Here is a 20,327-nt window from a genome sequence, read left to right on the forward strand (position 1 = left end):
TCCAGATGGACATAGAGTGCGGTCAGAAGGGCGTCCAGGTTTGTCTTCACACACTGATCATGGGCGCCCTTCACCATGCCTGCGACCGGTTCAGCAAACCCCCATCAACGATCTAGCCCCAGCCCTTGTCAGGCCGGGGCTCGTGTTGTTGGAGGTTATCGCTTCAGGGCGGTGACCAGGGAGGCGAAGGTGTCGCGGGGGATGACCAGCTTCGGTCCGTGGGGGTCCTTGGAGTCGCGGATGGCGACGAGGCCGGGGGCGGACGCCATCTCGACGCACTCGCCTCCGGTGCTACCGCTGTGGCTGCTCTTACGCCAGGCGGGTCGTTCCGTGCTTGCGATGGATTGCATGTCCGGTAGATGCCCGAGCCCGCCGCGTATCAAGCGTGAGCCCCGGCCCTGTCAGGGTCGGGGCTCGTGTTGTTGGAGGGTTATCGCTTGAGGACGGTGACCAGGGAGGCGAAGGTGTCGCGGGGGATGACCAGCTTCGGTCCGTGGGGGTCCTTGGAGTCGCGGATGGCGACGAGGCCGGGGGCGGACGCCATCTCGACGCACTCGCCTCCGGTGCCGCCGCTGTGGCTGCTCTTACGCCAGGTGGCCTTGTTCAGATCCATCGTTCTGCCTGCACCTTTCGGATGAAGTCGAGCGATTGGTCTACTGGGAGGGCCAGCGCCCGCACCTCTCGGAGCGCGCGGCGGAGAGCGGTGATCTCGTCGTACTCCTCCAGTGTGAACCCGCGCGCCGGGCTCTCGATGTATGCCACCTCCGCCATGTCCTCCATGGTGGCGATCGTAAACGAACTGATGTTGCCGAGGTGGTCGCCGCGCATTTTCACGACGTGTACGGCCGCCTTGAGGGTCCGTGATGCCTCGACCAGGTGCTGGAGCTGCTCGCGCATGATTTCGGGGCTACCGACTTCGCGCAGGAACACGCCTTCGTCGATCAGGAACGTGCAGCCCGGGGGTGCGGGGTTCTGCCGGGTCAGGATGCCCTGGCGCGCCATGCGCTCGTCCGTCTTCTCCTTGTCGCCGTAGAGCAGGACCTCGGCGTAGGCGGGAGTCTGGAGCAGGCCGTGCACGAGCGAGAGGCTGTAGCACGTGAGCTCGGCCGCCGTCTCCTCGACCGGCAGCCACTCGTACCAGGTCGGGAACGTGGCGCCCTTGACGAAGTCCTCCCACAGTTCGATGAGTTCGCCGCCGGCCTCAAGCTCGCGGTCCATCTCCTCTGCGAACTCACGGGTGCAGCGCGTGCGGCCGGTCTCGATCTGGCCGATGTACTGCGGGGTGACGCCTCCGCCGTCATGGGCTCTGCGGGCGACGTTCTCCTGACTCCATCCTTTCGCGTCGCGATATCTGCGGAACCTGCGCCCGAACGCGACCAGGCTCGGGCTGATCTTCGCTTTCGACCGTCGTGGTGCCATGGGGGCATGGTCGCCCAAGCCTGAGCCAACCGGCCACCAAGTCGGCGAATTTGGTCGAGGTTAATTGTCAGGCACCCATCTCCGCTTCGTGATGCCGCCGCTCTTGCGTGCGTCAGGCTCGGGCACAGGAAGAACGCGAATTTCTCCGAGGTGATCCCTTATGTCCGCTCCGGTCAAGGCGCCCGAAATTCCCACGCTCGTCCTTGAATCCACCGATAGGGCGGCGGGTGTTGCGCGGGGGTTTGTGGCGGATGTGTTCGCGGAGTGGGGGGTCGCCGACGACTACGTGGGGCGGCTTGTGGTGTGTGAGTTGGTTACCAATTCCTATCTGCATGGTGAGGGGCCGATCGTGGTGCGCGTTCTGCGGGACGAGCGGGATGGGCGCCTGGTCATCGAGGTGTGGGACGGCGGTGAGGGGCGTCCGGAGGTTGTTTCTGAGAATCTCACCGCTACCTCGGGGCGTGGCTTGGCGCTGGTGGTCGAGATGGCGTGGACGTGGGGAGTGCGTCCGCTGAACGAGGGAGGAAAGATCGTATGGGTCAAGCTTCGCTGACCGGTTATGAGGTGCGGCGCAGGCTCCGTGTTCGCTATCTGAAGTGGCGGACGGAAATGCACCGTGAACTTGTGATCGGGTACCTGGACGCGTTGGCGCCGGAACTTGAGGTGTACGGATGGCGGTGCGTGCCGACGTATCGTCCGGAGGTGATCCTGGTGCGGCAGCCGTTGTTGCGCGTCTACGGCGAGCACGGGGCGGTCACGATGGTGAACGTGATGGCCGTTCCCGGCGGGCGGTGGGGATTCCACGAGGCGGCGTACGGGTGGAGCGGGTTCCTGTTCCCCTGCGAGGGCGACATCAAGGACGCGGCGAAGGGGATCGACCGGTTCCTTCGCGGGCGGTGTGCCGAGCAGAGGGCCTAATCTGCGAGTGTTCCGGCATCGACGCGAGGAGGCCCAGGGTTATGTGCGGTCGGTATGCCACCAGCCGGGCGCGGCAGGAGTTGCTGGACGAGTTCCAGGTCCAGTTCGACGCCGTGGACGGGGAGATCGAGCCCGACTACAACGTCGCGCCCACCAAGCAGGTGCCCGCGATCCTCACCCGGCGGCCCAAGGACGCGCCCGAGGAGGAGGACGCCGTCCGGACGCTGCGGACGCTGCGCTGGGGCCTTGTGCCCTCGTGGGCGAAGGACCTCGCGATCGGGTCCCGCATGATCAACGCGCGGGTGGAGACGGCGCACGAGAAGCCGTCCTACCGGCGCGCGTTCGCCAAGCGGCGGTGCCTGCTGCCCGCCGACGGCTACTTCGAGTGGTACACGCTCCAGGGGAAGGACGACCCGGCGGAGGGGGAGAAGAAGAGCAAGAAGCCGCAGAAGCAGCCGTTCTTCATCCGTCCCAAGGACGAGGCGGTGATGGCGATCGCCGGGCTCTATGAACTGTGGAAAAGCCCCGAGGACGAGTGGATCTGGACGTGCACGGTGATCACCACCAACGCGCCCGACGACCTCGGCCGAATCCACGACCGGATGCCGATGGTGGTCGAGCCGGGCCGCTGGGAGGCGTGGCTCGACCCGGAGCTCACCGACGTCGAGGAGGTGCGCGGCCTGCTGGTTCCCGCGATGGCCGGGACGATGGACGCCTATCCCGTGTCCAAGATGGTCAACAACGTGAGAAACAACGGACCGCAACTCATAGAACCGGCGGCGAACGGGGATAGTTCCGACGACCATTCCGACGCCCTGTTCTGACCGCCGCGCAGGCGGCGGCCGGAAGTGAGAATCCCCCCGCCCGGGAATCCCGGGAGGAGTTCGGAGCACCGTGGACACCGCCACCGCCCGGTCCCGCCTGGAATCCATGCTGGACGACCTCGACCGCTCGATCGCGATCCTGCGCGGCGAGCACTCCGCCCGCGAGAACTGCCCGGCCGACGCGGGGGCCGGGCTGACCGACGGCGACCGGGTCGAGGCCGCGCTGGAGTCGCTGGAGGCCCACCGGGGCGCGGTGGTCGCGGCGCTGGAGCGGGTCGCGTCCGGCACCTACGGCCGTTGCGCCGGGTGCGGGCGTCCGATAGCCGAGGGGCGCCTGGAGGCGCGTCCGGACGCCACCCGGTGCATCGCCTGCGCCTCGTGACCGCTACCCGGAGCGCCTCCTCGCGCTGGCCAGGAGGTGGATGCCGAGGGAGTCGTCGGGCGGCGGCGCGTTCAGCTCCGAGCGGACGAGGCGGGGGAGCGCGTCGGGGGAGGCGCTCAGGACGTGCTCGACGGTCGAGGGCGACAGCGCGGTGCGCGGCCTGATCCACTCGACCTCCAGGCCGACCTCGGTGAGCAGCTCGCGGAGCTGGTCGGCCCAGAAGCAGCGGGTGATCGTCCCGTCCGGCCAGGGGACGAGGACGACCTCGGCGGACGGGACGTCCGACAGGTGCGCCCAGTAGTTCTGCTCGGCCAGCAGCGCCATGCCGAGCGTCAGCGAGTCCACGCACAGCAGGACGCGGCCCCCGGGACGCAGGACCCGCGCGATCTCCGCGACCGTCGTCTCGGTGGCGAGATGGCGGGACAGGACGCGGTTCTCGGCGATGACCGCGTCCATGGAGGCGTCGCCGACGAAGCGGAGGCCGCCGGAGTCGCCGATCACCGGGACGGCCGTGGCGCCCCTGGTTGCGGACCGCCCGTTATTCCGATCATGTCGCCCGTTACCCGGTGCGGCAGGTCGGGCGGGTGGCCGGCGGTCCAGGAGGGGGTCGTGCACCTCCAGGACGGAGTGGCCCGCCGCCGCGGCCCGCCCCGCGCTGCGCCCGCCGCCGCCCGACAGGTCGAGCACGCGGGACGCGCGGCGGGGCAACCACCGCGTGAGCTGGGCGTCCGCGACCGCCCAGTAGAACGTCCAGTAGCGCGCCAATGAGTCCCCCGCCCCCTCGGCGGGGGCGTCGCGCAGGCTCGCGATGGTGGGCTCGGGAGGTCGCGCCGGCACCGGTAGCAACGGTTTGCTCCTGTTCTCGCCGTGTATGTCACTTCTTTCCCCGTCCCGGCCCCGGCATCACCCTCCGTACAGGACGGGGTAGGTGATCCCATCCTGCTGGGAGAACTTCCGGAATCTGTTCCGTGCCTCACCCCGGGTCGGGGAATCGGCGGGCACCCTCCGGCGTTGCACCGTCTCACAACCCAGTACAGCGGAGGTGCAACTCATGACCACAGCCGTTGCCGAGCACAGGCGGAGAGCCGGGGCCGCGGCGCCGCCCGGCGACGCGAGGGCCCCCGTCCGCGTGAGCAGGCCCCGCGGACCGATATCGTCTGTGGGGTACGACGCCGCCGGCGTCGCCACAGCCAAGGGGGTGGGTCAGGTACCGGGCACCACGGAGACCGTGGAGCAGCGCCAGGAGCGGTTCCAGCGCGACGTGCTCCCGTTCTTGGACCAGCTGTATTCGGCCGCGCTGCGCATGACGCGCAACCCGGCGGACGCCGAGGATCTCGTCCAGGAGACCTTCGCGAAGGCGTTCGCGTCCTTCCACCAGTTCAAGGAAGGCACCAACCTCAAGGCGTGGCTCTACCGCATCCTGACCAACACCTTCATCAACTCCTACCGCAAGAGGCAGCGCCAGCCCCAGCAGGCCGCCACCGAGGAGATCGAGGACTGGCAGCTCGCGCGCGCCGAGTCGCACACCTCCAGCGGGCTGAAGTCCGCCGAGGCCGAGGCGCTTGAGCACCTGCCCGACTCCGACGTCAAGCGGGCGCTGCAGGAGTTGCCCGAGGAGTTCCGCATCGCGGTCTACCTCGCCGACGTCGAGGGCTTCGCCTACAAGGAGATCGCCGACATAATGGGCACGCCCATCGGCACCGTGATGTCGCGGCTGCACCGGGGACGCCGGCAGCTGCGCGGCATGCTTGAGGACTACGCCCGGGACCGCGGCCTCACGCGCACGAGCGGGGGGTCGGCATGACCCCGCCCGCCGCCCGCCGCGCCGGGCACCCCGCCGGCCGCCAGACCGGCTCCAGCGACACGCTCGACACCGCGGCCGCCCGCGCGGTGCATGAGGAGGGTGAGTGAGCCATGAGCTGTGGCAACCACCACGAGACCCCGTGCGACGAGGTGCTCGCGCGGGTGTACACCTATCTTGACGGCGAACTCGACCAGGGTGGCTGCGGCGAGGTCCGCGAGCACCTCGACGAGTGCGGGCCCTGCCTGCGCGAGTACGGGCTGGAAGAGGCCGTCAAGAAGCTGGTGAACAAGTCGTGCGCCTGCGAGCAGGCCCCCGACGACCTGCGCACCAAGGTCCTCGGCCGCATCGAGGAGATCTGCGGCGAGATCAAGACCGCGTCCGACGCGGGCACGTCCGGCACCGCCTGACCGCGCCTGAACGCGCCCGCCCGCGCGCGTCCTGAGGCCCCGTGCGCGCGTCCCGGCCCGGACGCGTGTTCCGGCCGCACATCCATCTTGGGCCACCCGGCCCGCCCGCACTTCTCGGATCATGCGCTGTGGGTCCCGCCCGACCGTGGGCCGTCCAGCGCCCCCACGAACCACACCCGTGATGCCTGAGCGTGCCCAGAAGACCCCTGAACGCATCCGAATCCTGGGCCCTGCAAGGTGTCGACCGCGTCCGGGCAGGGCCGTCTGAGGGCTTCTGAGAGCGGCGTGGCAGGTGTGGGACGGGGCGCCGCCGCGGGCGTGCGGCGGGCCGGGTGCTGATCGGTATCGTGGCTGGGGTGCTCGCACTCGTCACCGGCGCGGCCGGATTCATCGGGTCCCATCTCGTCGACCGGCTCCTGGCCGACGGTCACGAGGTCATCGGGGTGGACGACCTGTCCTCGGGCTCCAACGCCAACCCCGGTATGGAGCTGTGGCGGATGGACGTGGCCGACCCGGCGCTGCCCGAGCGGGCCGCCGCGCGCCGTCCCGAGGTCGTGTGCCATCTGGCGGCGCAGGTCAGCGTGCGGCACAGCGTCGCGGACCCGCTCAACGATGCCCGGGTGAACGTGGTCGGCACCGCGAACGTCCTGGAGGCTGCGCGGGCGGGCGGGGCGCGCAAGGCCGTGTTCACCTCCAGCTGCGCGGTGTACGGCGTGCCGGACGCGCTGCCGGTGCCGCCTCACGCGGAGCTGCGGCCGGCCTCGCCCTACGCGGCGTCCAAGGTGTCCGGGGAGATCTACGCGCGGACCTACCGGGTGCTGCACGGCCTCGACGTCACCACGCTGACGCTCGCCAACGTCTACGGGCCCCGGCAGACGCCCGAGGGCGAGGCGGGCGTCGTCTCGATCTTCACCGACGCGCTGCTGGCCGGGCGTCCGACGAGGGTGTTCGGGGACGGCAAGCAGACCCGCGACTACGTCCACGTCCTGGACGTGGTGGACGCCTTCGCCCGCGCCACCGGCGACGTCGGCGGCGGCGAGCGCCTCAACGTCGGCACCGGGCGGCAGACCACCGACCGGGACCTGCACACGCTCGTCGCCGCCGCCGTCGGCGCCCCCGACGACCCCGCGTTCGCGCCGCCGCGCCCCGGTGACCTGCCCGCGATGGCGGTGGACCCGGGCCGCACGCGCGAGGTCCTCGGCTGGACGCCGGCGACCGCCCTGCGCGACGGCCTCGCCGACACGGTGGCGTGGGCGCGGGAACGTTCCGCCGCCGAACGCGCCTGACGGCTCCCCTCCACCGCTCGCCGACCGCTTCCCCGCGCGCTTTCCCCGGCCTCTCCCGCGGATTCTGACTGCGATTGTGACTGCCCGTGACGATGCACGTGCATTCGGTGCTCGCAAAAACGTTCGCCTGCAAACGAGTGCTACCTTTCGGGATGGACAATTGATCACGTCAGGTGACGATTGGTTCACGCTTTGCTCACGATTCTCCGCATGCCTGTGTGGGCCGGGTCGGGCGCGTTACGCTTGGGCGGAAATCAGCGACGGGAGCACGTGCATGCTCGTGAAATCGGGGTATGTGCTCGCCCGGGAGCACCGGGACCGGACGGTCCCGGAGGTCGGCCGCGCGGCCGGCCTGCCCGATGACCACGGGGGGAGGCAAGCAACCATGCTCAAGCGTTCAACGCCGGTCGGCCACGGCCGGTACCCGAGCGCCTCGGCGTCGTCGTCGCTGATGATGCCCAAGGGCGTGTCCTGGGTCTAGTGCCGTCTGGCACGACCGATCCCGGCGGCGGCCCGCTCATTCGTCACTCCCGAGGGGGCGGCAATGCGTGGACTTCCTCCTGCTGCCTGGGCGTACGTCTGCGGTGTGGCCGCCCTCGCGGCCGGCCTCATCGGGACGTCGTCCTTCGCGAGGCTGGACTGGACCAAGCTGGCCGTGCTGGCCTTGCTCTTCCTGATCTGTGACTCGGCGCCCGCGCGCCTGAACGTCGAGCGCGCGAGGGTGTCGCTGAGCTTCGCCGCCAGCCTGGCCTCGGTGGTGCTGCTCGGCCCCGCCGGGGCCGCCCTGCTCGGGCTCTGCGCCCTGGTCACCGGGCAGCGGTTCTTCGCCCCGGTCAAGCGGATCTTCAACGGCGCGCAGTTCGCGCTGAGCGGCTACATCGCCGGGACGGTGTTCGAGCTGCTCGGCGGGCACGAGTTCCGGCGGGGCGAGGCGCGCTGGGTCGAGCACGTCACCGGGCCGTTCCTCGGCGCGCTCGTCACCTTCGTCCTGGTCAACCTGTCGCTGATGGCCGGGGTGCTGCTGCTCAGCCGGCAGGCCGCGCCGCGCGAGCTGCTACACGAGAGCGGGCAGCTCGCCATCGGCTGCCTCGGCTACGGCATGGTCGGGCTGCTGATCGCCGGGCTGTGGCCGCGCGTCGGCCCGCTCGCCGCCGTCCTGGTGCTGCTGCCGCTGTTCATCGCCCGCTGGGCGCTGGAGCAGGCGCACGCGCAGCAGCAGGCGCACGCCGCGACCCTCGCCGCGCTGTGCCAGGCCGTCGAGACCAAGGACTTCTACACCCGCGGCCACTCCGAGCGCGTGTCCCGAGGCTCGGTGATGATCGCGCAGGAGATCGGCATGCGCGCCGACCGGGTCGAGGCCATCCGCTACGCCGGGATGCTGCACGACGTCGGCAAGCTCGGCGTCCCCACGAAGGTGCTCCAGAAGAACGGCCCGATGACCGAGGAGGAGTTCGCCGCGATCCAGCTGCACCCGATGCGCGGGCTGGAGATCGTCCGCGAGATCGGGTTCCTGGACGAGGCGCTCGCCGGGATCATGCACCACCACGAGAAGATGAACGGCCGCGGCTACCCGATGGGCCTGGCCGGGGACGAGATCCCCGAGTTCGCCCGGGTCATCTCCGTCGCCGACGCGTTCGACTCCATGACCTCGACCCGCTCCTACCGTCCGGCCCGCAGCGTCGAGGCGGCCGTGCAGGAGCTGCGCCGGGGCATGGGCGACCACTTCGACCCGGCGATGGTCGAGGCGTTCCTGCGGGCGCTGGACCGGGACGGCTGGGAGCCGCCCGACCCGGTCGTCCTGCCCGACGACGACGTCGTCGAGACCACCCAGCAGGACCACGACGACCCGAGCGCGCCGCTCAAGGTCGCCGGCGACGAAGCACGGCGGTGACCCGGCCCCCCATGAGCGGCACCGAGATGCGCCCCCGCGAGCGGGCGGCGTGGCAGACCATCGACTCCGGTCAGCTGCTGCTGATCGCCACCGCTGGCCTGTTCGTGATCGTGGCGATCACGCAGGTGGCCGCCGTCCGGCTCGTCCAGCCCGACATCGCGATCATCTTCGGGGTGCTGATCGCGCTCGGCGAGCTGTTCCGGATGGTGATGCCCGGCAACCGGGAGGTCGCGCCCATCGCCAGCGCGGGCGCGATCGGCTACGCGATGCTGGTCGGCGTCGGCCCGGAGAACGCCCCGCCGCACGCGCCGCTCGGCGTCGAGGCCGCGACGCACTCGCCGCTCCAGGTCGTCGCGGTGACCGCCGCCGGCATGGTCGTCGGCTCGCTGCCGCACATCGCGGTCGGGCGCTCGCCGCGGCCGGACGCGATGGCCCGGCGGCTGTTCACCGTCGCCGTGGTCGCGCTGTGCTTCCGCCCGCTGGTCTCCCTGCACCTGCCGTGGCAGCTCCTGCTGCTGCTCATGGGCGTCGTCGTCGTGCTCTCCTGCTGCACGGACGTGGTGATCGCCGCGATGATCCGGGCGGAGGCCGTCCGGGTCAGGTTCGGCATCGCGCTGCGCGACGAGGTCGACGCGAAGATGGCGCTGTGCGCGGCCACCAGCGCCACCGCGATGCTCATCGCGGTCGCGACCACCGCGATGGGCGAGGCCGCGCTGCTGATCTTCACGGTGCCGATCCTCGTCACCCAGTTCGCGTTCCGCCGCTACGCCGGGATCCGCGCGACCTACCTCCAGACCGTCCGCGCGCTGTCGCGGGTCACCGAGGTCGGCGGGTACGTGGAGGCCGGGCACTCGCACCGGGTGTCCAAGCTCGCGGTGTCGATGGGCCGCGAGCTCGGCATGTCCGAGGAGGAGCTGCTCGAACTGGAGTACGCGGCGCTCATGCACGACATCGGGCAGCTCTCCCTCGGCGACCCGATCCCCGGCGGCGCGACCGTGCTCGCCTCACCCGCCGAGCAGCGCCGCATCGCCGAGCTGGGCGCCGAGGTGATCAAGCAGACCGGCGTGCTGGACCGCGTCGCCCACATCGTCCAGCTCTCCTCCCACCCCTACCGGACGGGGCACGAGGCCGCCGCCCCCGGGGGCGAGGCCGACGCGCTGGTGCCGCGCCCCGTCCCGCCGCCGCTCGCGGGCCGGATCATCAAGGTCGCCAACGCCTACGACGACCTCGTCGGCGACTCCGCCGACCGCGACCGGGGCGTCGCCGTGCTGGAGCGGCTCCGGCTCGACTCCGCCGCCGAGTACGACCCGACCGTCGTCGAGGCGTTGAGCCGCGTCGTGGACCGCCGCACCCGCTTGTAGCGGGCGGGGCCGCGCCAATTCCGTGGTGCGTTCCATTCAAGCCGGGCCCAAGGCGCTCGCCTGCGCATACGGTGCCCACGGCGGCCTACGTATACCGACTGCCCGTGCCGTGCATACCGACCGTGCTTGTGCAAGTGCGGGCGCCTTGTGCGGACGCTGTGCCCACCCCGGCGCGGACGTCCTCGACCGACGGCTGAGAGCAATTCGAAAAAGCCCTCGGACCCTCCGAACCGGGGGCGCACAAATCTTCGGTCGGGTATTTGTCGGGCGTGTGACCGGACGCGGAGGCGCGGCGGACGCTAGGGTCGGCGGATCGGCCCGCCCCCGACCCGCCGAAGGAGGCCAGCGGGTGTATGAGTCCGTCCTCGTGGCGAACCGCGGTGAGATCGCCAGCCGGATCATCCACACCGTCCGCTCGATGGGGCTCAAGGCCATCGCCGTGTACTCCGAGGCCGACGCGCAGCTCCCGTTCGTCGCCGAGGCGGACGAGGCGATCCTCATCGGCGGCCCCGCCGACCCGTCCCGCGGCTACCTCGACGCGGAGGCCGTGCTGGAGGCCGCCCGCCGGACCAACGCGCGCGCCGTCCACCCCGGGTACGGGTTCCTGTCCGAGAGCGCCGCGTTCGCGCGCCGGGTCGCCGAGCGCGACCTCGGCTGGATCGGTCCGCCGCCGCTCGTCATCGCCCGGATGGCCGACAAGATCAACGCCCGGAACCTGATGAAGGAGGCGGGGGTCCCCGTCGCGCCCGGCGTGTGGGAGCCCGTCCCGGACGCGGCGACGGCGGTGGAGGAGGCCGAGCGCATCGGCTACCCCGTCATGGTCAAGCCCGCCGCGGGCGCCGGCGGCGTCGGGCTCGCCGCCGCCTACGACGAGGCCGCGCTCCGCGACGCCTACGAGGCGGTGCGCGCCCACGCGGCGCGCGTGTTCGGCGACGCCGACGTCCTGCTGGAGCGCTACGTGGAGGGCGCCCGGCACGTCGAGGTGCAGATCCTCGGGCTGGCCGACGGCACCGTGCTCGCGCTCGGCGAGCGGGACTGCTCCGTCCAGCGCCGGTACCAGAAGGTCGTCGAGGAGACGCCGTCGCCGGGCGTCTCACCCGCGCTGCGCGAGCGGATGCTGGCCGCCGCCGTCCGCGCGGGGGAGGCGGTCGGGTACCGCGGCGCGGGCACCGTCGAATGCCTCGTGGACCCCGTCGCCCAGGAGTTCTACTTCCTGGAGATGCACACCCGCCTCCAGGTCGAGCATCCCGTCACCGAGCTGGTGACCGGCATCGACCTCGTCGAGCAGCAGCTGCGGATCGCGGCGGGCGAGCCCGTCTCGTTCACCGCCGCCGCCCCGCGCGGCCACGCGGTCGAACTCCGCGTCCAGGCCGAGGACCCGCTGCACTTCCAGCCGGGCGGCGGCGAGATCAAGGTGTGGGAGGAGCCCGTCGGCGACGGCATCCGCATCGACGCGGGCTACGCCGAGGGCAACACCGTCACCCCCTACTACGGCCCGCTGCTCGCCAAGCTGTGCGTCCACGGCGACGACCGCGACCACGCGCTGCGCCGCGCACGCGCGGCCGTGGCCGCCTTCCACATCGAGGGCGTCCGGACCAACCTGCCGTTCCTGGCCGAGCTGCTCGACCACGCCGAGTTCACCGGCGGCGTGTACGACACCGGGATCGTGCCGCGCATGCGCGCCCGCTAGCTCAGAACGCCAGGGCGTAGGTCACCAGGTTGAGGCCCGGCTTCGGCGCCCAGTCGCGGTCGGGCGTCCGGACGAACCCCATCCGCTCGTACATGCGGTGCGCGTCGCGCATGTTCGACTGCGTCGACAACCGCATGCCCACGAGCCCGGCCGCGCGCGCCCGGTCGGCGCAGGCGCGCACCAGCGCCGCGCCCACGCCCCTGCCGCGCGCCCACTCCTGGACGGCGAGGATCCGGAACTCCCCCTCGTCCGGCCCGGCCAGCTCGGCGTAGGGGCTGCCGGGCGGGCAGTAGGCGACCGACCCCGCCAGCTCCCCGTCGACCTCGGCGACCAGCAGCTCCGTCTTCGCGGCCCAGTCGGCGGTGTCGCGGAGCCTGCTCACATACGGCGACTCCGCCGCCATGAGCCCGCTGCCCACGTACACCTCGACGATCAGCTCACCGATCCGCCCGTACTCCTCCGCCCGCGCCGCCCGCACGGTCACCCGCTCACCCACCCGCGACATCCCTCGATCCACGCTGCTGTTCCTCACGGTCCACGGCGTCACGATAGCCCGGGTGTCCGTCCGGAACGCGCGGGGGCCCGGCGGGCGGCCGGTCAGGGGATGTCGCGGCAGGAGGACTCGCCGGGGAGCAGCGGGCGCACGCGGACCGTGTAGGTCCTGCCCTGGCTGCGCCAGCCGACGTCCGGACGCGCGGCGGGCACCCCGCTCGCGGGGGCCAGCGTGCAGACGCCGCCCGGCACCCGCTCGCCCTTGCCGAGCGGGGCCAGGGGCCACTTCTTGACCGTCCCGGCGCCGGGGTTCTCGACCGAGAGGACCGCGACCTTCGCGGGCGCGTACGGCCGGCCGGGGGAAACGAGGTCGCCCGGCGGCCAGCGCCGCGGGTCGAGCCGCTCGCGGAACCGCACCGCCGGGTCCGACTGCGCCTCCGGTTGGATGATCTTGGTCGTGGCCCGCCCCATCGTGAACTCCAGCACGATGGCGTCCATGACGCGGCCGGGGCCGCTCGTGTGGGAGCGGGCGAGCCCCGCCGCGCGCGCGCCGTCCAGCAGGCGCTGGAGCGCCTCGGGTTTCAGGCGGTACTCCGTCGCCTTCCCCTCGGACGCGACCACGGCGCGACCCGTCGAGTACAGCGAGAATTCGGGGAGCGTCCCGGGGCCGCCCTTGCCGGCGAAGCCCCCGGTCTCGCGCCAGCGGAGCACGAGGCGCTCGGCGGCGGGGTCCGTGGCGGGGGACGCGGTCGTGGGCGACGGCGCGGGCGCCGCCGGAGTGCTCGCGGACGAGCCGGAAGGCGAGCCGGGAGAACCGAGCGAATGCGGGGGCTTGCCGGAGTCCCCGTCACAGGCGGTGAGCGCGCTCGCGCAAGCGAGCGTCAGCACCCAGCTACAACGTGCGTACGGGCCAGCCATGAGCGTTGGACGAGCGAAGCCGTCCCCGGGTTCCCCGCGCCGAGAGGCCCGTGACAAAAACAGGGCCCGAAGACTGTGGATTCCAGTGCGGGACCTCGGCCGCGCATGCCCGCTAGTGTGCGGCTCGTGAGCGTCATCGTGGTTTCCGGTACCTGTACGGGGGTCGGCAAGACCGTCGTCACCGCCGCGCTGGCCGCCGTGGCGGCCGCCCGGGGCGCGCCGGTCGCCGTCGTGAAGCCGGGGCAGACCGGCGTCGTGGACGGTGAGACCGGCGACCTCGACGAGGTGGCGCGGCTCGCCCGCGTCTGCGACCTGCACGAGTTCGCCCGGTTCCCCGACCCGCTGTCACCCGCCGCCGCCGCGCGGCGGGCGGGCGTCCCGCCCGTCCGGTTGCCGGATGTGGCCAAGCGCGTCCAGGAGCTGTCGAGCGGGAACCGGCTCGTGCTGGTCGAGGGGGCGGGCGGGCTCCTCGTCCGCTACGACGAGGAGGGCACCACGATCGCCGACCTCGCCCGCTGGCTCGGCGCGGCCGTCGTCGTCGTCGCCCGCCCGGACCTCGGCACGCTCAACCACACCGCGCTCACCCTGGAGGCGATGGCGCACCGCGGCGTCCAGCTCGCGGGCGTCGTCATCGGCGCCTGGCCGGACGAGCCCGACCTCGCCATGCGCAGCAACGTCCGCGACCTGGAGACCATCGCCGCCCGCCCGCTGGCCGGCGTCCTGCCCTCCGGCGCCGCCGCCCTGGACCCGGCCGAGTTCCTCGTCACCGCCCACCGCGGCCTGGCGCCGTCCCTCGGCGGCTCCTTCGACCCCGCCGCCTTCCGCGCCTCCGTCCAGCCCGAAGGCGGCTAGAAGGCCGCGGGCCCGGCGGGCGTCGGCCCGCCGGGCCGGTGGGTCAGTCCTTCCAGGCCGTCCAGCGGCGGGTGTCGATCTCGACACCGAAGGGCTCGGGAAGGCGGACCGTCTCGCCGAAGGCCCATGTATCGCTGTGCAGGTAGGCGCCCGTGCCCGCGTCGGGGATCGAGTAGAGCCTGGTGGAGGCGATCTTGGGGGAGCGGTCGACGAGAAGGTAGTAGGGGATCTCGACCCGGGCGTATCCCGACCATTTGGACGGCTTGCGCAGGGCTCTCCCCTCGGCCGGGGGCCTGTCGTAGACCGCGCCGTCCTTGGACGTGACCTCCACGACCATCTCGATCTCGTCCGCCACGAGGTACATCTGCTCCGCTTCTCCGGCGGACTCGAACACGTGCTCCTCTGCCACGACGAGATCGGGGATGTAGCCCTGCTCGATGCCCAGCAGGCTCAGGTTCGTCATCTGCCGGGCGGACCAGGGGAAGGACGGGTCGGCGAACGCCGCCCGCTCCATGGCGCGCGTGATGTGGTGAACGATGTTGCCGTGGGCCACGACAGGGGCGGGGGACACGACGATCTCTCCTTCGATGACTTCGACGCGATGCCCCTCGGGGGCGTGGACGAAGTCGTCGAGTTCACCGCGGGTCCACATGTTGTAGGCCGTGTCCGGGAGGGACATACGACCCACATGATCGACCATCGTCACTTTGGGCGACTCCTTCCTCACGTTCTGCTCCGGTCATCGTAGGGAACGCGTGCTCGGAGTGTATGCGGAACGTCACAGGTCAGCGGCGGAGTCTGGTGACGAACTTGTACCGGTCTCCCCGGTAGAGGGACTGGGCCCACTCGACGGGCTGCCCGGTCGTGTCGAAGGCGTGCCGGGAGAGCAGGAGCATGGGCAGGCCCACGTCCACGCCGAGGAGCTGCGCGTCGTGGGGGGTGGCGAGGACGGTCTCGATGGTCTCCTCGGCCTCGGTCAGGTGGACCTCGTAGGCGGTGGCGAGGGTCTCGTAGAGGGAGTGGTGCCGGGACAGCTCGCGGCGCAGGCCGGGGAAGCGGCGGGCCGGGAGGTGGGAGGTGTCGATGGACATCGGCTCGCCGTCGGCGAGGCGGAGCCGGTGGACGCGCAGCACCCGTCCCCCCGGACGGATGCGGAGCAGCGAGGCGAGGCGCTCGTCGGCGCTGACGTAGCCGGCCTCCAGGATGCGGGTCTCGGGCCGCAGCCCGTGGTGCCGCATGTCCTCGGTGTAGCTGACCAGTTGGAGCTCCTGGGAGACCTTCGGCTTGGCGACGAAGGTGCCCTTGCCCTGGATCCGCTGGAGCCGGCCCTCGACGACCAGCTCGGCGAGGGCCTGCCGGACGGTCGTCCGGGACGTCTCGTACTTCTCGGCGAGCGCCCGCTCAGGCGGCAGCGGGCTGCCCGGCGGCAGCGACTGGATCAGCTCGACGAGCAGCTCTTTCAGCTTGTAGTACTTCGGTATGCGCGGCGCCTGGTTGGCGTGGTGCTTGGCGATGTCCCCCAGCGTGGCCCTGTCGAATCCGTGGTCGAATCCGCCCCCGTGCCGGGGCCCGCCCCTGACCTCCGTCACGGCATCTCCTCACGTTCATCATCGGTTTTCCCCGATGTTATGCGTGAAGACTACGGGCGGTAGAGCCCGCGATCTCCGCCAGGGCCGCCGCGAGGCGTGTGAGGTCCGGCTCGCTCAGCGTGGCGCGGGCGGTGAGCCGCAGGCAGGCGCGCCCCTTGGGGACCGAGGGAGGCCGGAAGCAGCCTACGCGGACGCCGTGCGCCGCGCAGGTTTCGGCCGCCCGCAGCGCGGCGTGCGGCTCGCCCAGGAAGACCGGGACGACGGCGGCGGCCGGGTCGGCGGTCTCAAGGCCGGAACCGGCCGCGAGGTTTGCGAGCGCGCGGGCCCGGTCGCGGGCGCGGGCGGGCAGGTCGGGCTCGGTCTCCAGGACGTCGAGCGCGGCGAGCGCGGCGCCGATGGCGGGCGGGTTCAGGCCGGTGTCGAAGATGAACGCGCGGGCGGTGTCGACGAGCGTGTCGATCACCTCGGGCGCGCCGAGGACCGCGCCGCCCTGGGACGCCAGGGACTTCGACAGCGTCAGCGTGCGGATCACGTCCGGTTCGGCGGCGAGGCCGGCGGCGTGGACGGCGCCGCGTCCGTGCTCGCCGACGACGCCGAGCGCGTGCGCCTCGTCCACCACGAGGAGGGCGCCGTGCGCGCGGACGGCCCGGTGCAGGCCGGTGAGGGGCGCGAGGTCGCCGTCCACGGAGAACACGGCGTCGGTGACGACGACGGCGTGCTCCTCCTCGCGCTCGGCGAGGGCGCGTTCGACGGCGGCGGCGTCCCGGTGCGGGGCGATCGCGACGCGGGCCCGCGAGAGCCGGCAGGCGTCCACGATCGAGGCGTGGTTGACCTGGTCGGACACCACCAGCGTGCCGGGCCCGGCGAGGGCGGTGACGGCGCCGAGGTTGGCGAGGAAGCCCGAGGAGAACACCAGCCCCGCGGGGGCGCCGCCGAACGCGGCGAGCCGCCGGTCGAGCTCGGCGTGCAGCTCGGTCGTCCCGGTGACCAGGCGCGACCCGGACGATCCGGTGCCCCACTCGCGTGCCGCCGCGACCGCGCCCGCGGTCAGCCGCGGATCACCGGCGAGCCCGAGGTAGTCGTTGGACGCGAGGTCCACCAGCCCGTCGTGATCAGGTGTGCGGGGGCGCAGCGCGCGGCGCAGCCCCGCCTCCGCGCGGCGCGCGGCGGCGTCGCGGAGCCGGGCCAGCGGGTCTCCCGTTGCGGACATACCGGAAATCCTCCCAGGCCGCGCGCGGAGGGGGACGCCGTACCCGTCCAAAAACCCATGGGCGATGATGGTCGGGTGCCTACCTTGACCGATCTGGTGCGCGACCACACCGACCTCACCGAGACCGATGTGGAGTGGCTGCACGCGCTGGTGTCGGACTGGCAGTTGCTCGCGGACCTGTCGTTCGCCGACCTGCTGCTGTGGGTGCCGCTCCGGTCGGCGGACGTGCTGCCCGCCGAGACCGGGTCCGGCGGCCCGTCCCGCCGCCAGCCCGTCGCGCTGGACACCGGCGCCGCCGTCCCCGGCTGGGTGGCGATCGCGCAGATGCGCCCGACGACCGGCCCGACCGCCTACCCCGAGGACCTCGTCGGCAAGGTCGTCCGGACGGGGCGGCGCGGGCTGATCGACGTGGCCTGGCGGGAGCGGCGGATCGTCCGGGAGGGCGATCCGGAGTGGGGGAGCGGCATCCCCGTCCGGGAGGAGTCGATCCCGGTAAGGCGCGGCGCGAAGATCCTCGGGGTGATCCAGCGCAGCACGAACCTCAGCTCGGCGCGCACCCCGAGCCGCCTGGAGCTGACCTACCTCCAGAGCGCCAGCGACCTCGCCAAGATGATCTCCGAGGGCCGGTTCCCGGTGCCGGGCGAGGAGCCGAACCTCGTCCGCTCGCCCCGGGTCGGCGACGGCCTGATGCGGCTGGACCGCTCGGGCAGGGTCAGCTACGCCAGCCCGAACGCCCAGTCGGCCTACCGCCGCCTCGGCTTCCCCGCCGACCTCGTCGGGGAGTCGCTCGGCCAGGTCACCGCCGACCGGTGCGACACGGGGGAGCCGCTGGAGGAGGCCCTGAGCGTCGTCCTCAGCGGCCGGGCGCCCCGCGAGGTGGAGGTCGAGGCGCACGGGTCGGTCATGCAGTTGCGGACGATCCCGCTGGTCGTCGGCGGGACGCGGATCGGCGCGATCGTGCTCTGCCGGGACGTCACCGAGCTGCGCTGGCGCGACCGGGAGCTGATGACCAAGGACGCCACGATCCGCGAGATCCACCACCGCGTGAAGAACAACCTCCAGACGGTCGCGGCGCTGCTGCGGCTCCAGGCGCGGCGGCTCCAGATCCCCGAGGGCAGGGCCGCGCTGGACGAGGCCGTCCGCCGGGTCGGGTCGATCGCGATCGTCCACGAGACCCTCTCGCACACCCCCGACGAGCTGATCGACTTCGACGACATCGCGGACCGCGTGATCACGATGGCGGGGGAGGTCTCCACCCCCGAGACCAAGGTCACCCCGAAGCGCACCGGCAACTTCGGCGTCCTGCCCGCCGAGGTCGCGACGCCGCTCGCGATGGCGCTGACCGAACTCCTCCAGAACGCCCTGGAGCACGGCCTGGCGAACCGGTTCGGGACCCTGGAGGTGGCCGCCCGCCGCTACGGCGCCGGGGGGCCGTCCCCCGCCCCGGACCCGAACGACGTCTCCCTCTGGGGCGAGTGGCCCACCGCGGGCGAGCACGCGCCGCAGAAGGAGACCCCCGCCGACGGACGCCGCCTCGTGGTGGTCGTCGCCGACGACGGGAAGGGCCTGCCGCCCGACTTCGACGTGGAGAGCAGCGACAGCCTGGGCCTACAGATCGTCCGAACCCTGATCGTGGGCGAACTGGGCGGCCGCCTGGACTTCCGCCCCCGCCAGGGCGGCGGCACGGAAGTGGTGGTCGACGTCCCGGTGGAACAGCACCACAGGCCGGGCCCGCGTTCTTAGAGCAGCGCCCTAGCGTGCCGCGCCGAGGGCGCGCCTGTTGACACGGCGCTTGAGGGCGCGGCGCTCGTCTTCGCCCATGCCGCCCCAGACGCCGGAGTCCTGGCCGGACTCCAGGGCCCAGCGCAGGCAGGCGTCGGTGACGTCGCAGCGCTTGCACACCTGCTTGGCCTCCTCGATCTGCAGGATCGCGGGCCCGGTGTTGCCGATCGGGAAGAACAGCTCGGGGTCCACGTCACGGCAGGCTGCGCGGTGGCGCCAGTCCATGCGGTCCACTCCTTCGTCAGGTGGTGGAATCACTCCACTTTTGTGAACGGTTTCACATGTCGCGAACACCCGGAGCGGCGGTGGTGGCCAGGTCCAGGGGTCGTTGTTCGGCGGCGGTGCGAGCAGGTGGCTGACGACGTTGGGCCCCTGTCGGCCGGCGCACTTTGAGCGTGTCAGCAGGGCGCGGGCAGACGCAAGACCCTTGAGAAAGGATTCTCAAAGTATGGGTGTCGCATGTGTCACATCGGTGGGTCGGCCCTGTTGCTTTGTCGTTAACAGATGGGCCGGACGGCCTCATATGACGATGCGGATGGCCTTCGGTACCGATCGGAAGGTGATGAGCTCCTGCTCGCCAAGGTAGTCGCCGTCGAGCTGAAAGGCCACGGGCCGCTCCGCGCGCAGTGTGATCTCCGCCGCGTCGTGCACGTTCACCACGTGACGTCCCTGGACGGGACGGGTGCGGGGGGTCATCATCCGGGCCAGCGCGGCCAGCGTCGGCGCCGCGTCCAGCGTGCGCGTCGCGAACACGTCGAGGCCGCGCGAGAAGTTCGCCTTGGGGCTCGGATTCACCGGCACCGGGCCCATGAAAGTCCACGGCGCGGTATTGGAGATGAACGCCATGAAGACCCCCGATTTCGTTGGGCGCCCCGGCACTTCCATCGTTAGGGCGGGACGCCGCCGATCGGTCCCGGAGAAGAAATGGCGGATGGCGGTCCGCACATAGAGCGACGGGTCGGCCTTCGCTCCCGCGCCGCGCCGCCGCTCCACCTCCCGGACGACCTCCGCGTCGAACCCGACGCCGCCGCAGAAGGTGAAGTAGCGCTCGGTCCCGCCGGGGTGGCAGGCCGTCCCGAGCCCGACCGTGCGGTACCGGCCCGCGCGCAGCGCGTCCAGGACGACCCGGGTCGCGCCGATCGGGTCGCCTGGAAGCCCCAGCGCGCGGGCGAACACGTTGGCGCTGCCGATCGGCAGGACGGCCAGCGCCGGGAGGTCGGGCGAGGGGCCCTCCGCGAGCAGCCCGTTCACCGCCTCGTTCACGGTCCCGTCCCCGCCGAGCGCGATGACCGCGTCATAGCCCTCCAGCGCGGCCCGCCGCGCGATCTCCGTCGCGTGGCCGCGGTGGGCCGTGTCGGCGATGACGAGGTCGAGGTCCCCGGAGAAGGCCCGCACGAGGAGGTCGCGGGCCCGCCGGGAGGTCGAGGTCGCCTTGGGGTTGGCGATCAGCATGGCGCGCACGGCGCCAGCGTATCGACCGTTCCGACGCGCTTTTCCACGTG

At 72.0% G+C, this 20,327-nt stretch carries 24 protein-coding genes; 13 read left to right on the top strand and 11 right to left on the bottom strand.

Going from position 1 to position 20,327, the window contains the following annotated elements:
* Window positions 1-155: 155 nt before the first annotated feature.
* The 3 genes from GNZ18_RS37705 to GNZ18_RS37715 form a co-directional block, all read right to left on the bottom strand.
* On the bottom strand, window positions 156-350 hold the full coding sequence (locus tag GNZ18_RS37705; RefSeq protein ID WP_156221867.1) for a DUF397 domain-containing protein: 195 nt from the start codon (window positions 348-350) through the stop codon (window positions 156-158).
* A gap of 80 nt (window positions 351-430) precedes the next feature.
* The gene (locus tag GNZ18_RS37710) at window positions 431-613 is read right to left on the bottom strand and encodes a DUF397 domain-containing protein (RefSeq protein ID WP_156221869.1); all 183 of its coding nucleotides are present in this window, start codon (window positions 611-613) and stop codon (window positions 431-433) included.
* Window positions 604-1,419 (bottom strand): helix-turn-helix domain-containing protein, encoded by an 816-nt coding sequence (locus tag GNZ18_RS37715; protein WP_156221871.1) that lies wholly within the window; start codon window positions 1,417-1,419, stop codon window positions 604-606. The genes GNZ18_RS37710 and GNZ18_RS37715 overlap by 10 nt, the downstream gene beginning before the upstream one ends.
* Before the next feature lie 160 nt (window positions 1,420-1,579).
* On the opposite strand from GNZ18_RS37715, the gene GNZ18_RS37720 reads away from it, so the two are divergent.
* The 4 genes from GNZ18_RS37720 (at window position 1,580) to GNZ18_RS37735 (ending at window position 3,543) form a co-directional block, all read left to right on the top strand.
* Window positions 1,580-1,972: an ATP-binding protein gene (locus GNZ18_RS37720; RefSeq protein WP_156221873.1), complete on the top strand. Its 393-nt coding sequence runs from the start codon at window positions 1,580-1,582 to the stop codon at window positions 1,970-1,972.
* 56 nt (window positions 1,973-2,028) lie between these two features.
* A complete protein-coding gene (locus GNZ18_RS37725; RefSeq protein WP_156221875.1) occupies window positions 2,029-2,337 on the top strand; it encodes a hypothetical protein in 309 nt (102 codons plus the stop codon).
* Between the two features lie 41 nt (window positions 2,338-2,378).
* Complete coding sequence (locus tag GNZ18_RS37730) at window positions 2,379-3,161, top strand: SOS response-associated peptidase (protein WP_156221877.1); 783 nt, start codon at window positions 2,379-2,381, stop codon at window positions 3,159-3,161.
* A 70-nt stretch (window positions 3,162-3,231) separates the two neighbouring features.
* Window positions 3,232-3,543 carry a TraR/DksA family transcriptional regulator gene (locus GNZ18_RS37735; RefSeq protein ID WP_214616756.1) on the top strand — a complete coding sequence of 104 codons (312 nt, stop codon included), beginning with the start codon at window positions 3,232-3,234 and terminating at the stop codon, window positions 3,541-3,543.
* A 3-nt stretch (window positions 3,544-3,546) separates the two neighbouring features.
* On the opposite strand, the gene GNZ18_RS37740 is transcribed toward GNZ18_RS37735, so the two are convergent.
* Entirely contained in the window at window positions 3,547-4,380 is an 834-nt protein-coding gene (locus tag GNZ18_RS37740) for a methyltransferase domain-containing protein (RefSeq protein WP_214616755.1), read from the bottom strand.
* Between the two features lie 361 nt (window positions 4,381-4,741).
* Here GNZ18_RS37740 and GNZ18_RS37745 point away from each other — a divergent pair, with 361 nt between their 5' ends.
* The 7 genes from GNZ18_RS37745 (at window position 4,742) to GNZ18_RS37775 (ending at window position 11,982) form a co-directional block, all read left to right on the top strand.
* Complete coding sequence (locus tag GNZ18_RS37745; RefSeq protein ID WP_214616754.1) at window positions 4,742-5,347, top strand: sigma-70 family RNA polymerase sigma factor; 606 nt, start codon at window positions 4,742-4,744, stop codon at window positions 5,345-5,347.
* A gap of 110 nt (window positions 5,348-5,457) precedes the next feature.
* Window positions 5,458-5,754, top strand: coding sequence for a mycothiol system anti-sigma-R factor (gene rsrA, locus GNZ18_RS37750; protein ID WP_156221884.1), 297 nt, complete (start codon window positions 5,458-5,460; stop codon window positions 5,752-5,754).
* Window positions 5,755-6,110: 356 nt separating this feature from the next.
* Complete coding sequence (locus GNZ18_RS37755) at window positions 6,111-7,040, top strand: NAD-dependent epimerase/dehydratase family protein (protein ID WP_312874971.1); 930 nt, start codon at window positions 6,111-6,113, stop codon at window positions 7,038-7,040.
* A gap of 274 nt (window positions 7,041-7,314) precedes the next feature.
* Window positions 7,315-7,521, top strand: coding sequence for a hypothetical protein (locus GNZ18_RS37760; protein WP_156221886.1), 207 nt, complete (start codon window positions 7,315-7,317; stop codon window positions 7,519-7,521).
* A gap of 63 nt (window positions 7,522-7,584) precedes the next feature.
* On the top strand, window positions 7,585-8,931 hold the full coding sequence (locus tag GNZ18_RS37765) for an HD-GYP domain-containing protein (RefSeq protein WP_156221888.1): 1,347 nt from the start codon (window positions 7,585-7,587) through the stop codon (window positions 8,929-8,931).
* A gap of 11 nt (window positions 8,932-8,942) precedes the next feature.
* Window positions 8,943-10,292 carry an HD-GYP domain-containing protein gene (locus tag GNZ18_RS37770; protein WP_156221890.1) on the top strand — a complete coding sequence of 450 codons (1,350 nt, stop codon included), beginning with the start codon at window positions 8,943-8,945 and terminating at the stop codon, window positions 10,290-10,292.
* Between the two features lie 349 nt (window positions 10,293-10,641).
* Window positions 10,642-11,982 carry an acetyl-CoA carboxylase biotin carboxylase subunit gene (locus GNZ18_RS37775; RefSeq protein WP_214616751.1) on the top strand — a complete coding sequence of 447 codons (1,341 nt, stop codon included), beginning with the start codon at window positions 10,642-10,644 and terminating at the stop codon, window positions 11,980-11,982.
* Window position 11,983: 1 nt separating this feature from the next.
* Here GNZ18_RS37775 and GNZ18_RS37780 read toward each other — a convergent pair whose 3' ends face one another.
* Both GNZ18_RS37780 and GNZ18_RS37785 read right to left on the bottom strand, forming a co-directional pair.
* Complete coding sequence (locus GNZ18_RS37780) at window positions 11,984-12,487, bottom strand: GNAT family N-acetyltransferase (RefSeq protein ID WP_156221892.1); 504 nt, start codon at window positions 12,485-12,487, stop codon at window positions 11,984-11,986.
* Between the two features lie 92 nt (window positions 12,488-12,579).
* Window positions 12,580-13,362, bottom strand: coding sequence for a hypothetical protein (locus GNZ18_RS37785; protein ID WP_156221894.1), 783 nt, complete (start codon window positions 13,360-13,362; stop codon window positions 12,580-12,582).
* Between the two features lie 156 nt (window positions 13,363-13,518).
* Between GNZ18_RS37785 and bioD the strand changes: the two genes are divergently transcribed.
* On the top strand, window positions 13,519-14,244 hold the full coding sequence (gene bioD / locus GNZ18_RS37790; RefSeq protein ID WP_312874972.1) for a dethiobiotin synthase: 726 nt from the start codon (window positions 13,519-13,521) through the stop codon (window positions 14,242-14,244).
* A gap of 43 nt (window positions 14,245-14,287) precedes the next feature.
* Here the strand turns inward: bioD and GNZ18_RS37795 are convergent, their stop codons facing one another.
* From GNZ18_RS37795 to GNZ18_RS37805, 3 genes are all read right to left on the bottom strand, one after another.
* Window positions 14,288-14,923 carry a Uma2 family endonuclease gene (locus GNZ18_RS37795; protein WP_173391007.1) on the bottom strand — a complete coding sequence of 212 codons (636 nt, stop codon included), beginning with the start codon at window positions 14,921-14,923 and terminating at the stop codon, window positions 14,288-14,290.
* A 106-nt stretch (window positions 14,924-15,029) separates the two neighbouring features.
* Window positions 15,030-15,758, bottom strand: coding sequence for a GntR family transcriptional regulator (locus GNZ18_RS37800; RefSeq protein ID WP_242885886.1), 729 nt, complete (start codon window positions 15,756-15,758; stop codon window positions 15,030-15,032).
* 112 nt (window positions 15,759-15,870) lie between these two features.
* Window positions 15,871-17,043, bottom strand: a complete 1,173-nt coding sequence (locus tag GNZ18_RS37805; RefSeq protein ID WP_156221900.1) for an 8-amino-7-oxononanoate synthase — start codon at window positions 17,041-17,043, stop codon at window positions 15,871-15,873.
* A 75-nt stretch (window positions 17,044-17,118) separates the two neighbouring features.
* Here GNZ18_RS37805 and GNZ18_RS37810 point away from each other — a divergent pair, with 75 nt between their 5' ends.
* Window positions 17,119-18,786, top strand: a complete 1,668-nt coding sequence (locus tag GNZ18_RS37810; RefSeq protein WP_214616746.1) for a sensor histidine kinase — start codon at window positions 17,119-17,121, stop codon at window positions 18,784-18,786.
* A gap of 9 nt (window positions 18,787-18,795) precedes the next feature.
* On the opposite strand, the gene GNZ18_RS37815 is transcribed toward GNZ18_RS37810, so the two are convergent.
* Together GNZ18_RS37815 and GNZ18_RS37820 are read right to left on the bottom strand one after the other, a co-directional pair.
* Window positions 18,796-19,050: a WhiB family transcriptional regulator gene (locus tag GNZ18_RS37815; protein ID WP_156221904.1), complete on the bottom strand. Its 255-nt coding sequence runs from the start codon at window positions 19,048-19,050 to the stop codon at window positions 18,796-18,798.
* A gap of 294 nt (window positions 19,051-19,344) precedes the next feature.
* Window positions 19,345-20,286 (bottom strand): diacylglycerol/lipid kinase family protein, encoded by a 942-nt coding sequence (locus GNZ18_RS37820; protein WP_214616745.1) that lies wholly within the window; start codon window positions 20,284-20,286, stop codon window positions 19,345-19,347.
* Window positions 20,287-20,327 lie beyond the last annotated feature (41 nt).

The organism is Actinomadura litoris (assembly GCF_009733595.1).
GTDB lineage: Bacteria > Actinomycetota > Actinomycetes > Streptosporangiales > Streptosporangiaceae > Spirillospora > Spirillospora litoris.

Bases quoted from the DNA above. Each gene is read 5' to 3' on its own strand.
- GNZ18_RS37705 (WP_156221867.1), bottom strand. From the start codon at position 350: ATGCAATCCATCGCAAGCACGGAACGACCCGCCTGGCGTAAGAGCAGC.
- GNZ18_RS37710 (WP_156221869.1), bottom strand. From the start codon at position 613: ATGGATCTGAACAAGGCCACCTGGCGTAAGAGCAGCCACAGCGGCGGC.
- GNZ18_RS37715 (WP_156221871.1), bottom strand. From the start codon at position 1,419: ATGGCACCACGACGGTCGAAAGCGAAGATCAGCCCGAGCCTGGTCGCG.
- GNZ18_RS37720 (WP_156221873.1), top strand. From the start codon at position 1,580: ATGTCCGCTCCGGTCAAGGCGCCCGAAATTCCCACGCTCGTCCTTGAA.
- GNZ18_RS37725 (WP_156221875.1), top strand. From the start codon at position 2,029: ATGCACCGTGAACTTGTGATCGGGTACCTGGACGCGTTGGCGCCGGAA.
- GNZ18_RS37730 (WP_156221877.1), top strand. From the start codon at position 2,379: ATGTGCGGTCGGTATGCCACCAGCCGGGCGCGGCAGGAGTTGCTGGAC.
- rsrA (WP_156221884.1), top strand. From the start codon at position 5,458: ATGAGCTGTGGCAACCACCACGAGACCCCGTGCGACGAGGTGCTCGCG.
- GNZ18_RS37760 (WP_156221886.1), top strand. From the start codon at position 7,315: ATGCTCGTGAAATCGGGGTATGTGCTCGCCCGGGAGCACCGGGACCGG.
- GNZ18_RS37765 (WP_156221888.1), top strand. From the start codon at position 7,585: ATGCGTGGACTTCCTCCTGCTGCCTGGGCGTACGTCTGCGGTGTGGCC.
- GNZ18_RS37770 (WP_156221890.1), top strand. From the start codon at position 8,943: ATGAGCGGCACCGAGATGCGCCCCCGCGAGCGGGCGGCGTGGCAGACC.
- GNZ18_RS37780 (WP_156221892.1), bottom strand. From the start codon at position 12,487: ATGTCGCGGGTGGGTGAGCGGGTGACCGTGCGGGCGGCGCGGGCGGAG.
- GNZ18_RS37795 (WP_173391007.1), bottom strand. From the start codon at position 14,923: ATGTCCCTCCCGGACACGGCCTACAACATGTGGACCCGCGGTGAACTC.
- GNZ18_RS37805 (WP_156221900.1), bottom strand. From the start codon at position 17,043: ATGTCCGCAACGGGAGACCCGCTGGCCCGGCTCCGCGACGCCGCCGCG.
- GNZ18_RS37815 (WP_156221904.1), bottom strand. From the start codon at position 19,050: ATGGACTGGCGCCACCGCGCAGCCTGCCGTGACGTGGACCCCGAGCTG.